Consider the following 15,260-nt stretch of genomic DNA (forward strand, 5'->3'; position numbering starts at 1 on the left):
GACAGCAGCAGAGCCGCCGCCATCATACGCCTGACCATCACCATATCGACTCCCAATAGTTCGATCTTTATCCGGGCGCGGATCGCCCTTCGAGAGGAAGCGGAGCGCAGCAAAACCTGCCCCGCGCATCGCGGATGCGGGCCGGGTCATGATTGCTACAGTCCAGAATCATCCATCGCGCTTCGCCCGATCCTCGCATGTTGCGCGAAAATCCGGGCCTGAAAGGCGATGGGCGTCACTCAAGCCCCTCGAATTCATCAATCTATCAATTACTCCTACTTAATTGAGATTTTTCTCGATGGCAAACGCTGTTTTGGCTATGGTGACACCAGATCACGAGAGAAGCACATTGAGCCAGTCCGACGACACCGCAAAACAGTCGCCCTCCACCATCCAAGATGTGCAGCCCGAAACGCCCAAGCCCAAGCGCGGAACCGGGCGGCGGCTGCATGGCGCCATCGCCTACAAGCTGGGGACCGACATCGTCTCGGGCGTCTATGCGCCGGGCACCGTGCTCTCCAGCGAGGTCGAATTTTCCGAGGCGCTCGACGTTTCGCGCGGCGCCTTCCGCGAGGCGATGCAGGTGCTGGCGGCCAAAGGCCTCGTCGAAAGCCGCCCCAAGGCCGGCACCCGCGTGCTGCCCCGCACCCGCTGGAACCTGCTCGACCCGGATGTCCTCGCCTGGGCCTTCTCCGGCGAGCCCGACCCCTCCTTCGTGCGCGGCATTTTCGAACTGCGCGCCATCGTCGAGCCCGGCGCCGCCCGCCTCGCCGCCGAGCGCCGCGACCGCGAGGACCTGCGCGCCATGAAGGACGCCCTCTCCGCGATGCGCCGCCACACGCTGGCCACCGACGCCGGGCGCGCCGCCGACCGCGATTTCCACGATGCCATCCTGCGCGCCACCCGTAACGATGCGCTGATCGTGCTGTCGGCCTCGATCGGCTCGGCGGTGCACTGGACGACGCAGTACAAGCAGCGGTCGCGAGCCCTGCCGCGTAATCCGATCCCCGATCACGCCAAGGTTTATGACGCGATTGCCGCCGGTGATGGCGATGCGGCGGCGGCGGCGATGCGCTTCCTCGTCGATCTCGCTCTGGAAGATACGCGGGAGGAAATGAGTCAGGCCATGAAGGGGCAGCAGGAAGATTAAAATGCGAGGGGGTTACCCCCTCGCGCTCCCATGAATGTCTATGTTTGCGCACAACCTATCGGTTAGGCACGGGTTCTGAGCGCCGCAGGCTCTAAAATCGATGGCACTGTGCCAGAGATTTAAGAGCCTGCGGCGCTTTGATTTTTGCGCAAGGTCGAGCCCTTGGCGCGAGGTAGACAATAAAGGGATTGCAAAGGGCGATGGCCCTTTGCCCGCCGGAGGCATACCTCCCCATCTTGACATTTAACCCATATGGTTATAGAAACCTCGATTGGATCAGCCCAGGCCAGGCTATATCCAACCACAGGGCCGATGCGGCACGGGATCGGACGGTGAGCAGCCGGAAGACTTCCGCGACGCCTCCCCCACGCTTCGGAATTTACGAGAGGCGGCTCATATGCGAGCCCGTGCCCGCCCTCGCCGAAGACGCAGGGCCGAGCCGGAGTTTGTGGGGGCGCCCTCATCCGGCCATTCGCGACTGTAGGCGTGCCCTGACGCCCGTCCGACCATGGGCGCGTGTCCGCATCGGCCCTTTTCGCCGTATGCTGCTGGAGCCATTTTGCGAAGATGAGCGCGGCATGGCGCAAGCCTTTGCCGTTCGTTGTAGGATATCAGCGCAAGGGCGAGATCGAACGCGGTGCTTTCAACATCTCCCAAGCTTGCGTCGGGAGACGTCATGGGAGCGCGAGGGGGTAACCCCCTCGCATTTCTCTTTTTAATTTAACCCACTACCCCCGCATAGGCATGCGACGGATTCCCGCGAATCCCTCCCGTATCCACCTCGAACAAAGCACCGTCATGCTCGCTCTCCGGCAGGCCGATGGCGGCGGAAGTGACGAAGAGCCGGTCCAGCCCCTCGCCCGCGAAGGCCATGTTGGTGATGCGGCGGGCGGGCAGGGTGATGCTGCGCTCCAGACGCCCCTCGGGATCGAAGCGGCTGATGCGGCCGCCATCCCAGTGGGCGACCCAGAGGAAGCCCTCGGCGTCGCAGTTCATGCCATCGGGGTAGCCGTCGGCCTCGGTGAACTGGATGAAGGCTTCGCGCTTTGCCGCGCCGCTTTCATGGCGGGCGAAGCGGTAGATCAGGCGCTTGCTGCTGTCGGCGTGGTAGAGCCACTGGCCACAGGGCGAGAGGCCGGGGCCGTTGGGCACGCCGTAGTCGGTGTCGATCCGGTTCCATGTGCCCTCGGGCGAGAGGCGGTAGAGCGAGCCGCTTTGCTGCTGCTCGGTCATGTCCATGGTGCCGCACCAGATGGCGCCGGTGGAATCGGCCTTGCCGTCGTTCATGCGGTTGTCGGGCAGATGGGGCTCGGGGCCGGAGCGGGGGCCGATAGCGAGCGGGTCAAGCGTGATGCGGGCGATGCCGCTGCGGAAGCCGCCGACGAAGCCGCCTTGCGTATGCTCCACCACCCAGCCGAGGGGTTCGGGCATGGCGAAACGCTCGATCTGGCCGGTGGCCAAGGTCAGGCGGTTGAGCGCGGGGGCGAGGATATCGACCCAGTAGAAGGCCCCGTCGCGCGCGCACCACAGGGCGCCCTCGCCCAACGTGTCGCGTGTGTCGCGGGCGATTTGTCGCACCTTTGTCCGCACCGTGCTCATGGTCGTCATCCTCTTTTATGCGCGAAGCGGCTGGCCCGATGGACTCGGGCCAACCGCTCCGGTTTGGCACAGGGCTTAGTGGTTGTCGCGCGGCAGGCCCATGGTCTGGGCGATGCGCTGGTACTTTTCGGAGCCTTCCAGAATGGCGCCGGTGTTCATCTGGCCGACCAGATTGCGCTGGATTTCCTGCCAGGGCGTCTGGCTGGCGGGATAGGGGAAGCCGCCCTTGGCCGCCAGGGCGTTGCGGCGTTCGGCCAGTTCCTCATCGGAAATCAGCACATTGACGGTGCCCTTGCGCAGGTCGATGCGCACCCGGTCGCCGGTTTCCAGCAGGGCCAGACCGCCCATCGCCGCCGCCTCGGGCGAGGCGTTGAGGATCGAGGGGCTGCCCGAGGTGCCCGACTGGCGCCCATCGCCGATGCAGGGCAGAGCGCCGACGCCCTCGGTGATGAGATAGGCGGGCGGGCGCATGTTCACCACCTCGGCGGCACCGGGGTAGCCGATGGGGCCCGCGCCGCGCATGAACATCAGCGTTTCGGGGGTGATGCCGACGGCGGGGTCATCGATGCGATGGTGGTAGTCCTCCGGCCCGTCGAAGACCACGGCGGGGCCTTCGAAGGCTTCGGGGTCGTTGGGGTTGGAGAGGTAGCGGGCGCGGAACTCATCCGAGATCACGCTGGTCTTCATGATCGCGGCATCGAAGAGATTGCCGCTCAGCACGAGGAAACCGGCCTCTTCCTTGAAGGGCTTTTCGAAGGGGAAGATGACCTTCTCGTCCTCGATGGTGGCATCGCGGCAATTGTCGCCCATGGTCTGGCCGTTGACGGTGATCGCGCCCTCGCGGATCAGGCCCTGACCCATCAGCTGGGCGACCACGGCAGGCACGCCGCCCGCGCGGTAGTAATCCTCGCCCAGATATTCGCCGGCAGGCTGCAGGTTCACCAGCAGCGGCACCTTATGGCCCAGATCCTGCCAGTCGGTCAGCGGCAGGTCGACGCCGATATGGCGCGCGATGGCGGCCAGATGGATCGGCCATTGGTGCTGCCGCCGATCGCCGAGTTGACGACGATGGCGTTGTGGAAGGCGTCCAGCGTCAGGATGTCGGAGGGTTTCAGATCCTCACGCACCATGTCGACAATACGCTTGCCGGTGCGCCATGCGCATTCCTGACGGTCGCGGTAGGGGGCGGGGATGGCCGCGCTGCCGGGCAGCATCATGCCCAGCGCCTCGGCCAGCGAGTTCATCGTGGTGGCCGTGCCCATGGTGTTGCAATAGCCGGTGCTGGGCGCCGAGGAGGCCACCAGCTTGATGAAGCCCTCATCGTCGATCTCGCCGGCGGCCAGCATCTGGCGGCCCTTCCACACGATGGTGCCGCTGCCGGTGCGCTCGCCCTTGTGCCAGCCGTTGAGCATCGGGCCCACCGACAGAGCGATGGCCGGAATGTTGACCGTGGCCGCCGCCATCAGCAGCGCCGGGGTGGTCTTGTCGCAGCCGGTGGTCAGCACCACGCCGTCGAGCGGGTAGCCATACATCGCCTCGACCAGCGCGAGATAGGCCAGATTGCGGTCGAGCCCGGCGGTGGGGCGCTTGCCGGTTTCCTGAATGGGGTGGACCGGGAATTCCAGCGCGATGCCGCCCTGTTCGCGAATGCCCTCGCGGATGCGCTCGGCCAGCACGAGGTGGTGGCGGTTGCAGGGCGACAGGTCGCTGCCGGTCTGGGCGATGCCGATGATCGGCTTGCCGCTGCGCAGCTCCTCAAGGCTGAGGCCGAAGTTGAGGTAACGCTCCAGATAGAGCGAGGTCATGTCGATGTTTTCGGGGTTGTCGAACCAGGCGCGGCTGCGAAGCTTGGTGGGTTGCTTGTCGGTCATGGGTCTCTCGGTATGCGGGTCAGCGCCAGTGGGTTCAGCGCGAAACGGTGAGGCGGTAGATCATCGCATGCCGGTAAGGCTTGCCGGGATCGACGCGCGTGGAAGCGAAGTCGGGGTGGTTGGGAGAGTCGGGGAATTTCTGCGGCTCCAGCGCAATGCCGTCGCCCATGCGATAGAGATGGCCCTGCTTGCCGATCAGCGTGCCGTCGAGGAAATTGCCGGTGTAGACCTGCACGCCCGGCTCGGTGGTCAGCACCTCCAGCACGCGGCCCGAGGCGGGGTCTTCCAGCCGCGCGGCAAGCTGCGGCGTGGCGGTCAGCCCCTTGTCGAGCGCGAAGTTGTGATCGTAGCCGCGGCCATAGACGATCTGCTGATCCTTGCCATCGCGCAGGCCATCGGCGAAGCGGCGGCCCTTGGTGAAATCGAAGACCGTGCCCGCCACCGGGCGCTTCTCGCCGGTGGGGATCAGCGTGGCATTGACCGGCGTATAGGCGGCGGCGGGGACGGTCAAACGATGGTCCATCGCGCCGCCGACACTGCCCTCGCCCGCCAGATTGAAGATGGCGTGGTTGGTCATGTTGACCACAGTCGGCTTGTCGGTGGTCGCCTCGAAGGTGATGCCCAGATCGCCCTTTTCATCGAGCGTATAGGTGACGGTCGCGGTCAGATTGCCGGGGTAACCCGAATCGCCATCGGGGCTGACATGGCTGAGCACCAGCTTCGCCACCGGGCCCGAGGTGACCGAGACGACCTTCCACGGCTGCTTGTCAAAGCCCTTGCCGCCGCCATGCAGCGACTGGCCATGGTCGTTCTGGGGGAGCTGATAGGTCTTGCCATCCAGCGAGAAGCGCCCGTCGGCGATGCGGTTGGCATAGCGGCCCACGGTGGCGCCGAAATAGTTGGGGTGATCGACGTAGCCCGCCAGATCGTCATAGCCCAGCAGCACATCGGCCTTCACGCCCTTGCGGTCGGGGCCGATCAGCGACTGCAGCGTCGCGCCATAGGACAGGATGCGCGCCGAGACGCCATTGGCGGCCTTCAGCGTGATCGCATAGGTTTGCGTGCCATCGGCCAGCTTGCCGGCGTTTTCCTGCGTGGCATCGGCGGCATAGGCCGCGCCGCAGGTGGACGAGAACAGAGCACCAAGAAGGAAACCCTGCCGGATCAAGCTTTTGGCTTGCAGGCCCATCATCATCTTTCTCCCTACTTTTACGCCCGGCCGGAATGTGTTGGAATGGCTCCTGGCCCATTGACGGCGCCACCAACACCCTATAGTCCGACAAATATAAGAAACGCAAGCCGGTATGCCACGCGACAGCAACCGGCCAGACCACCCGAGAGGATTTCCATGGCGCCTCCTGTCTCGTCCGCCTCCATCCGGGCCGTTGCGCCAGCGGATTCAGGCACTCGCTATGGCCCCGCGCTGTCGCTGCTGGCGACGCTGTTTTTCATGTGGGGCTTCATCACGGTCATCAACAACACGCTGCTGCCGCATCTGCGCAGCGTGTTCGAACTGACCTATACCCAGACGACCTTGATCGAGTCGGTCTGGTTCATCGCCTATTTCGTGGCCTCGATCCCCTCGGCCAAGCTGATCGAGAAGATCGGTTACAAGCATTCGCTGGTGGTCGGCCTGTGCATCATGGCGGCGGGCGCGCTGGGCATGATGCTGGCGGCCTCGATCCCGTCTTATGGGGTGACGCTGGTGATGCTGTTCGTGATTGCCTGCGGCATCACCCTGCTTCAGGTCGCGGCTAATCCTTACGTCGCGGTGGTGGGCAAGCCGGAGACGGCCTCCTCGCGCCTCAATCTGGTGCAGGCGCTCAATTCGGCGGGCACCATGCTGGCCCCGATGTTCGGCGCCTATCTGATCCTGGGTCGCTCCAAGAGCGGCACCGCCACCGGCGAGGCCACCCTCACCCATGCCGAGCGTCTGGCCGATGCCCATTCGGTGATCCTGCCTTATGGGCTGGTAGCCGTGGTGCTGGTGGTGCTGGCGGTGATCCTGCTGCGCTTCCCGCTGCCTGCCATGGGCCAGTCGAACCAGCGCCTTGCGGCCGAGGAGCGCGCGGGACATTCCTTGTGGAAGCACCGCAATCTGGTCTTCGGCGTGCCCGCGATCTTCATCTATCTGATCGCGGAGATCGGCGTCGCCAATCTCTTCGTCAATTTCGTCAGCCAGCCGACCATCGCCAACCTCACCCATGAAGAGGCCGGGCGTTACCTGTCCTTCCTGTGGGGCGGCATGATGGTGGGCCGCTTCGTCGGCTCGGCGGTGATGCAGAAGATGCGCGCCGATCTGGTGCTGGCGGCCTTCTCGGTGGGTGCCTTTATCGTGATGATGGTCACCGTCTTCACCACCGGCCCCGTGGCGATGTGGTCGCTGATCCTGGTGGGGCTGTTCCACTCGATCATGTTCCCCACCATCTTCACGCTGGGCATCAAGGGCCTTGGTCCGCTCACCGAGGAAGGCTCGGGCCTGCTGATCATGGCGATCGCCGGTGGCGCTCTGGTGGTGGTGCAGGGCTGGCTGGCCGACACCTTCGGCCTGCAGAACTCCTTCCTGCTGACCGCCGCCTGCGAGCTTTACACGCTGTTCTATGCGCTGTGGGGTTCGCGCCCCACCCATGCGCTGCCCGATGTGCAGGTGGAAGCAGAAGCGGGCTAGACGGGCCCGCTATTTACTCCTACTAATATCCAACACCCACCCTTTCGGAGACCGTCATGACCGCATTCCGTTCCATCGCCGCCGCCACGGGCGAGCCGCGAGGCCCCGACCTCGCGACTCACACCGCTCAGGATGTGGCGACGGCCTGCGCTGCGGCAGAGGCGGCCTTCGACACCTACCGCGCCACCTCGCGCGAGGAGCGTGCGGCGTTCCTCGAAACCATCGCCCGGAACATCCTCGATCTGGGCGACGCGCTGATCGAGGCCGCCATGGCCGAAAGCGGCCTGCCCCGCCCCCGCCTCGAGGGCGAGCGTGGCCGCACCGTGGGCCAGCTTCGCCTCTTCGCGCAGGTGGTGCGTCAGGGTGGCTGGCAGGGTCTGCGCATCGATCCGGCCCTGCCCGAGCGCCAGCCGCTGCCCCGCCCCGATCTGCGCCTGCGCATGATCCCGGTGGGCCCGGTGGCGGTGTTCGGCGCCTCCAACTTCCCGCTGGCCTTCTCGACGGCGGGGGGCGACACCGCCTCGGCGCTGGCCGCCGGTTGCCCGGTGGTGGTCAAGGGCCATCCCGCTCACCCCGAGACCGGCGCGCTGGTCGCCTCGGCGATTGCGGCGGCGGTCAAGAGCTGCGGCCTGCCCGAGGGCGTGTTCGGCCATCTGGTCGGCCCCTCGAATGAGCTGGGCGCCACGCTGGTGCAGGACCCGCGCATCGCGGCAGTGGGCTTCACCGGCTCGCGCTTTGGCGGTCTGGCGCTGACCCGTCTGGCTCAGGCCCGTGAGGTGCCGATCCCGGTCTATGCCGAAATGTCGAGCATCAATCCCGTGCTTCTGCTGCCCTCGGCACTGGCTTCGCGCGGCGGAGCGCTGGGCACGGCCTTTGCCGGTTCGCTGACGATTGGCGCGGGCCAGTTCTGCACCAACCCCGGCCTGCTGCTGGCGATTGAAGGTGAAGGGCTGGACGCCTTCATCGAGACCGCCACCAAGGGCGTCACCGATGCCCCCGCCCAGGTCATGCTGACCACCGGCATTGCTGCTGCCTATCACAAGGGCGTCGATGCGCTGGCCGGTCAGAATGATGTCGAGACGCTGGCCAAGGGCACACCGGGCGACACGCAGACCGGCGGCGCCATCTTCTTCCAGACCGGCGCTCAGGCTTTCCTCGCCAATCCGGCGATGGCGCATGAGGTCTTCGGTGCCTCCTCCATTCTGGTGCGCTGCGTCGATGCCGAGGAACTGGCGCAGGTGCTGCGCGGCCTCGAAGGCCAGTTGACCGCCACGCTGCATCTCGATGACGCCGATGAGGCGCTGGCCGCCGACCTGCTGCCCATTCTGGAGCGCAAGGTCGGGCGCATTCTGGCCAATGGCTGGCCCACCGGCGTCGAGGTGGCCCATGCCATGGTGCATGGCGGCCCCTTCCCCGCCACCTCGGATTCGCGGACAACCTCGGTGGGCACGCTGGCGATCGACCGCTTCCTGCGCCCGGTCAGCTATCAGAACCTGCCCGGCGCGGTGCTGCCCGCCGAATTGCGCGACGAGGCCAAGGGCGATGGCGCCCCTCGCCTGATCGACGGCGCGCTCACCCTCTGATTTGAAACACACGCCCCGCCGGGACACATGGCGGGGCCGGGAGACAGTTCATGGCCCTTCGTTTGTTGCAGCATCGCGCCGAAAACGGCGCGCGTTCCGTGATCTTTGCCGATGGCGACACAGCCCATTTCCTGATCGGCGTCACCACCACCCGCGAGCTGGCTGAAAGCGCCATCGCGCAGGGGATCTCGCTGGCCGCCGCTGCCCGCGCTGCCGCCAAGGGCATCGCTGTGGACATTGCCGCCGAACTGGCCGCCGGCAATCTGCTCGCCCCCATCGACCACGCCGATCCGGCTCACCTGCTGATGACCGGCACCGGCCTGACGCATCTGGGTTCGGCCGAGGGCCGCAACAAGATGCATGCCGCCGCCGCCGCCGGTGAAAAGCTGACCGACTCCATGCGCATGTTCCTTGAAGGGCTGGAAGGCGGCAAGCCCGCCGCTGGCGCCGTGGGCCAGCAGCCAGAGTGGTTCTACAAGGGCAATGGCTTCGGTCTGGTGGCGCCCGGCGAAGCCTTCACCATGCCCGCCTTCGCTCAGGATGGCGGCGAGGAGCCCGAGCTGGCTGGCATCTATCTGATCAGCGCGGATGGCACGCCTTTCCGCCTCGGCTTCGCGCTGGCCAATGAGTTCTCGGACCATATCACCGAGCGTCACAACTACCTCTGGCTGGCCCATTCCAAGCTGCGTCAGGCCTCGCTGGGCGCCGAGCTGCTGATCGACGAGACGCCTGATGACGTGCGCGGCACCAGCCTGATCCGCCGCGATGGCGCCGTGATCTGGGAAAAGCCCTTCCTCTCGGGCGAGGCGAACATGTCGCACTCAATCGCCAATCTGGAGCATCATCACTTCAAATATGAGCTGTTCCGCAACCCCGGCGACATTCACGTCCATTTCTTCGGCACCGCCACCCTGTCCTTCAGCGACGATGTGGCCACGCAGGAAGGCGATGTGTTTGAAATCGCCGCCGCGCCCTTCACCCTGCCGCTGGCCAATGGGCTGACGCGCGCGGAAGCCGTCACCGTGGCGGTCAAGGCGCTGTAAATGAGCCCGATCCGTATCGCCATCGTGGGCCTCGGCAAGATCGCCCGCGACCAGCATCTGCCTGCCATCGCGGGCAACGATGCCTTCACGCTGGCCGCCACGGTCAGCCCGCGCGGCACGCCCCTTGAGGGCGTGCCGAACTTCCGCAGCCTTGAGGAGCTGCTGCAGAGCGACACGCCGGTCGATGCGGTGGCGCTCTGCACCCCGCCTCAGGTGCGGTACGATCTGGCCGCGCTGGCGCTGAGCAAGGGCGTCCACACCTTCCTCGAAAAGCCGCCCGGCGCCACGCTGGCCGAGGTGGCGGTGCTGAGCGATCAGGCCGACGCTTCGGGGGCCTCGCTGTTTGCTTCCTGGCATTCGCGCTATGCGGCGGGTGTCGCCCCGGCCAAGGCTTGGCTGGCCGGGCGCAAGATCAAGTCGGCCAAGATCATCTGGCGCGAGGATGTACGCGTCTGGCATCCCGGTCAGGACTGGATCTGGGAGAGCGATGGTCTGGGCGTCTTCGATCCGGGCATCAATGCGCTCTCCATCGCGACGCATATCCTGCCGCGCCCCTTCTTTCTGAAGGGCGCCACGCTGACCATCCCCGAGAACCGTCAGGCCCCCATCGCCGCCGATCTCTCTTTCACGGACACCAACGGCGCGCCGATCCATATGGATCTCGACTGGCGCCAGACTGGCCCGCAGAGCTGGGACATCATCGTCGAAACCGATGCCGGTGCGCTGAAGCTCGCCAAGGGCGGCGCCGTGCTGACCCTGCCCGATGGCAGCGACGAAGTGCATAAGGATGAGGAATATCCCGGCCTTTATGCCCGCTTCGCGCAGCTGGTGAAGGATGGGCGTAGCGATGTCGATATCGCGCCGCTGCGACTGGTGGCCGATGCCTTCCTGCGCGGCAAGCGCGAGGCCACCGAGGCCTTCGTCGAGTAAGCCTGCTCTTCATGGCAGGTGTCCGGCCGCTCGTACCATCCCTCGGCGCGAGCGGCCGGTTTGCGATTTTTGTTGTCGCACCGCTCTTTGCGAAAAACCGGTTCCCACTTTTTCGCGCGATGCTCTAACCCCTGATCGCCTCATTCACGCGCGCCAGAGCGGCGCCCAGCGGATCTTCCTCGCCCAGCAAGTGGAAGGTGCCGTTCAGTGTGAAAAAACAATGCCCATGCACCGTGGCCAGCAGCGACAGCGCCAGGGGTTCAGCCTCGCCAAGACGCTCTGACGGCAGAGCGGCAGCCACCTCGGCCACCACGATGCCAATGATCGCCTTCACTTTTTCGGCGTAAAAATCCGGGATCGGCTCGCCCTCGGGCAGGCGGAAATCATAAAGCGCAGCCCAACTGTGACGATGATGGGTGGCGAAATCGAAATAGGCGGTGATCGCCGCCTGCAACCGGCTCCCCTGCGCCGCCTCAAGCCCGGCGCGCAGATGATCGCGCCACAGATCGAGCGTGCGGCCGTTGATCGCCAGCATCAGCCCGTCATAGCTGCCAAAGACGTTGTAGAGCGTGCCGATCGAATAGCCGATCCGTTTGGCCACTTCCCGCGCGGAGAAATGGGCAAAGCCCACCTGTGAAAGCTGGCGGTGGCCTTCATGCACGATCATCTCGCGCAATTCGCCTCGCGTGTGATCCGATCTGCGTCCCATGGCGCAAGGATGTGCCAGCCCCGCGCAGGCGAGGCAAGAGGTTAAATGAACATCGATCATTTATTTTATTGAACGACGATCAATTCCGTGAGATCATGCGTTCATGGTTGATTCGACGGCATGATCCCTGCGCTAACCCGCAAGGCATCGTATCGCTCAATTCATGTAAAAATTTGCCATCCCACCGAATATTAACGACACATCGCCCAAATCGTCTTCCTCTTGCGATTGAAGGAACCAGCACGATGTCATCCCCCCAACTTTCGCTGCTTGTCAGGCGCCGGTTCGGACCGATTTTCCTCGTGCAGTTCCTGGGCGCGTTCAACGACAATCTGCTCAAATTCGCGATGTTGTTCCTCGCCAATTTCGGGCTTTATGCCAACGCGCCGGACAAAGCCAAGATGCTGGCGGCGGTGGCCACCGGCCTTTTCATTCTGCCCTATTTCCTGTTCTCCGCGCTGGGCGGCCAGATCGCCGACCGCATCGACAAATCCCACCTCATCCGCTGGATCAAGGGCGCCGAGGTGGCGATCATGGCCGTGGCCCTGCTGGGCTTCTGGCAGCAGTCGGTGCCGGTGCTGCTGACCACGCTGTTCGCGATGGGGCTGCATTCCACCCTGTTCGGCCCGGTGAAATATTCGATCCTGCCCCAGCATCTGGGCAAGGACGAGATCATGGGCGGCACCGGCGTGATCGAGGGCGGCACCTTCCTCGCCATCCTTGGCGGGCAACTGCTGGCGGGCGTGATCCCGCATGCGACCGCCGGCATCACGCTGGTCGGCTTGGCCGTGCTGGGCTTCGTCGCCAGCCTCGCCGTGCCCTCCGCCCCGCCCTCAGGCAAGGGCGAGCCTATCGACTGGAACGTGGCGCGCAGCACCTGGCGCATCCTGAGCATGGCCCATGAAGGGCGCGGCGTATGGCTGGCCATTCTGGGCACAAGCTGGTTCTTCGCGGTAGGCGCGGTGCTGGTCTCCGAATTTGCGCCGCTGGTCTCGGGTACGCTGGCAGCCAGGCAGGATGTCGCCACCGTCTTTTTGATTGTCTTCTCGCTGGCCGTCGCGGCGGGTGCTCTGGTGGTCAACATGCTTCAGAAGGGCGAGGTTTCGGCACGTTACGTCCCCCTCTCCGCTCTGGGTCTGGCGCTTGGGCTGATCGGCCTGTGGCTGGCCACCAACGGGTTCGAGGTGCAGGTGGCAGGCGCCAGCCTCCACCAGTTCATGGCGACACCCGGCTCGTGGTCGATCCTGATCGCGCTGGGGGTCATCGCCTTTTCCGGCGGCATGTTCATCGTGCCGCTCTATGCCATCATTCAGGTGCACAGCCCCGAGGGTGAATGCTCCCGCGTGATCGCCGCCAACAACATCGTCAACGCCGCGATCACTGTGCTGGCGGTTCTGGTGGTCACCGCCCTGCTGGCCGCCGGGGTCGATGTGCCCGATCTGATCGGCGTGCTGGGCTTTGCCACACTGGTGGTGGCGCTTGTCAGCATCTGGCTGCTGCCTGAAACGCTGTTCAAGGATACGATCCGGCTGGTGCTGCGCGTCCTTTACCGCGTCGAGCTGAAAGGCGTCGAGCATATGCCCCGCGCGGGCGAACGCGCCGTGGTGGTGGTCAACCACCTCTCCTTCCTCGACGGCGTGCTGCTGGGCGCCTTCCTGCCCGGCAAGGCCACCTTCGCGGTGCACACCGCTATCGCCAGAAGCTGGTGGATCAAGCCTTTCCTTAAACTCTTCACCGCCTTCCCGGTCGACCCCACCAACCCCATGTCGGCCAAGGCGATGGTCAAGACCGTGCGCGAGGGCAACACGCTGGTGATCTTCCCCGAGGGGCGCATCACCGTCACCGGCGCGCTGATGAAGGTCTTCGACGGCCCCGGCATGGTGGCCGACCGCGCCGATGCGCCGATCATCCCGATCCGCCTCGACGGGCCGCAATACACACCTTTCAGCAAGCTGCGCGGCAAGCTGCGGCTGCGCTGGTTCCCCAAGGTAACGATCACCGTGCTGCCCCCTCGCCGCTTCCACATCGAGGGCGAGATGAGCGCCCGCGCCCGCCGCGCCATCGCCGGACGACGCCTCTATGACGAGATGAGCGGGATGATCTTCGCCACCTCGCACACCGACCGCACGCTGTTCTCGGCCCTTTGCGAGGCGCACGCCATCCATGGCGGCAAGGCCAAGGTGCTGGAGGACGTGAAGCGCGAACCGCTCTCCTATGACCGCATGCTGGTGGGCACCCGCCTGCTGGGCAAGCGTCTGGCGCAGGGTACGGCGGAAGGCGAGGCGGTCGGCGTGCTGCTGCCCAATGTGAATGGCGCGGTGGTGGGCTTCTTTGCCTTGCAGGCCATCGGGCGCGTACCTGCCATGCTGAATTTTACCGTGGGTCTGGCCAATATGCGCTCGGCTTGCGCCACGGCCGGCATCCGCAGCATCGTGACCGCCCGCGCCTTTGTCGAGCAGGCCAAGCTGACCGATATTGTGGCTGCGCTGGAAGAGGACGGCCTGCGCATTGTCTATCTGGAGGATCTGGCCACCACCATCGGCAGCTTGGAAAAGCTCTGGGCCCTGCTGACGGTGAAAGGCAGCGCCAAGCGCCATGAAAAGCTGGCGATCAGCCCGGACGCCTCGGCGGTGATCCTCTTCACCTCCGGCTCGGAGGGCGTGCCCAAGGGCGTGGTGCTCAGCCACCGCAACCTGCTCTCCAATCTGGCACAATTGGCGGCGCGCATCGACTTCAACTCGAACGATGTGGTGCTCAATGCCCTGCCGGTGTTCCATTCTTTTGGCCTGACAGGGGGCACGCTGCTGCCGCTGCTCAACGGCATTCGAACGGTGATGTATCCCAGCCCACTGCATTACCGCATCGTTCCGGCGCTGGCCTATGACGCCAATGCCACGATCATGTTCGGCACAGACACTTTCCTCTCGGGCTATGCCCGCATGGCGCATGGCTATGATTTCTACGCGCTGCGCTACATCTTCGCGGGCGCCGAGAAGGTGCGCGACGAAACCCGCAAGACCTATGCCGACAAGTTCGGCCTGCGCATCATGGAAGGCTATGGCGCCACCGAATGCGCGCCCGTGATCGCGGTGAACACGCCGATGCATTTTCAGGCCGGCACCGTGGGCCGCCTGCTGCCCGGCATAGAGGCCCGGCTGGAGCCCGTTCCCGGCATCACCGAAGGCGCGCGCCTTTATGTGCGCGGCCCCAATGTGATGGCGGGCTATATGCTGGCCAGCGCTCCGGGCGTGCTGCAACCGCCGGTGGAAGGTTGGCACGACACGGGCGATATCGTCACGCTGGACAGTGACGGCTTCATCACTATCCGGGGCCGCGCCAAGCGCTTTGCCAAGATCGGCGGCGAGATGGTCAGCCTGCCCGCCGTGGAAGGCTATGCCGCCCAGTGCTGGCCCGGCTTTGCCCATGCCGTGGTGACCCGCCCCGATCCCAAGAAGGGTGAGGTGCTGGTGCTCTTCACCACCTGCCCCGGCGCTCAGGCGCGCGATCTTCAGCAATGGGGCCGCCTGCATGGCGCCACCGAGTTGATGATCCCCCGCGACATCCGCGTCATGGCCGAACTGCCTGTGCTGGGCACCGGCAAGGTGGATTACATGACCTTGGGCGAGATGGCGCAGTCCAGCCCCATCACCCCCTCCGACGAAGCCGAAAGCGAGGACGAGCCCGCCTGAGGGTCAAGCACCGGGTCT

General features: G+C 65.2%; 9 protein-coding genes and 1 pseudogene. 6 read left to right on the forward strand and 4 right to left on the reverse strand.

Translation table 11 applies throughout. The features are described from left to right. Positions 1–391: 391 nt before the first annotated feature. Positions 392–1,150, forward strand: a complete 759-nt coding sequence (locus ABDW49_RS14795; RefSeq protein ID WP_343614309.1) for a FadR/GntR family transcriptional regulator — start codon at positions 392–394, stop codon at positions 1,148–1,150. 720 nt (positions 1,151–1,870) lie between these two features. On the opposite strand, the gene ABDW49_RS14800 is transcribed toward ABDW49_RS14795, so the two are convergent. From ABDW49_RS14800 to ABDW49_RS14810, 3 genes and pseudogenes are all read right to left on the reverse strand, one after another. After that, positions 1,871–2,749 carry an SMP-30/gluconolactonase/LRE family protein gene (locus tag ABDW49_RS14800; protein ID WP_343612780.1) on the reverse strand — a complete coding sequence of 293 codons (879 nt, stop codon included), beginning with the start codon at positions 2,747–2,749 and terminating at the stop codon, positions 1,871–1,873. Between the two features lie 75 nt (positions 2,750–2,824). Continuing rightward, positions 2,825–4,620: pseudogene (locus ABDW49_RS14805) on the reverse strand (IlvD/Edd family dehydratase). A 34-nt stretch (positions 4,621–4,654) separates the two neighbouring features. Continuing rightward, positions 4,655–5,812, reverse strand: coding sequence for an aldose epimerase family protein (locus tag ABDW49_RS14810; protein ID WP_343614311.1), 1,158 nt, complete (start codon positions 5,810–5,812; stop codon positions 4,655–4,657). A 156-nt stretch (positions 5,813–5,968) separates the two neighbouring features. Between ABDW49_RS14810 and ABDW49_RS14815 the strand changes: the two genes are divergently transcribed. From ABDW49_RS14815 to ABDW49_RS14830, 4 genes are read left to right on the forward strand one after another with little or no spacing between them, the layout of a single operon-like run. After that, complete coding sequence (locus ABDW49_RS14815) at positions 5,969–7,288, forward strand: sugar MFS transporter (RefSeq protein WP_343612781.1); 1,320 nt, start codon at positions 5,969–5,971, stop codon at positions 7,286–7,288. A 56-nt stretch (positions 7,289–7,344) separates the two neighbouring features. Next, the gene (locus ABDW49_RS14820) at positions 7,345–8,871 is read left to right on the forward strand and encodes an aldehyde dehydrogenase (NADP(+)) (protein WP_343612782.1); all 1,527 of its coding nucleotides are present in this window, start codon (positions 7,345–7,347) and stop codon (positions 8,869–8,871) included. 50 nt (positions 8,872–8,921) lie between these two features. Then, complete coding sequence (gene araD1 / locus ABDW49_RS14825; protein WP_343612783.1) at positions 8,922–9,914, forward strand: AraD1 family protein; 993 nt, start codon at positions 8,922–8,924, stop codon at positions 9,912–9,914. After that, positions 9,915–10,844, forward strand: a complete 930-nt coding sequence (locus ABDW49_RS14830; protein WP_343612784.1) for a Gfo/Idh/MocA family oxidoreductase — start codon at positions 9,915–9,917, stop codon at positions 10,842–10,844. A gap of 124 nt (positions 10,845–10,968) precedes the next feature. On the opposite strand, the gene ABDW49_RS14835 is transcribed toward ABDW49_RS14830, so the two are convergent. Further along, positions 10,969–11,511 carry a TetR/AcrR family transcriptional regulator gene (locus tag ABDW49_RS14835; RefSeq protein WP_343612785.1) on the reverse strand — a complete coding sequence of 181 codons (543 nt, stop codon included), beginning with the start codon at positions 11,509–11,511 and terminating at the stop codon, positions 10,969–10,971. 287 nt (positions 11,512–11,798) lie between these two features. On the opposite strand from ABDW49_RS14835, the gene ABDW49_RS14840 reads away from it, so the two are divergent. Further along, positions 11,799–15,242 carry an acyl-[ACP]--phospholipid O-acyltransferase gene (locus ABDW49_RS14840; protein ID WP_343612786.1) on the forward strand — a complete coding sequence of 1,148 codons (3,444 nt, stop codon included), beginning with the start codon at positions 11,799–11,801 and terminating at the stop codon, positions 15,240–15,242. Positions 15,243–15,260 lie beyond the last annotated feature (18 nt).

This window comes from Novosphingobium sp., from assembly GCF_039595395.1.
Taxonomy (GTDB): domain Bacteria; phylum Pseudomonadota; class Alphaproteobacteria; order Sphingomonadales; family Sphingomonadaceae; genus Novosphingobium.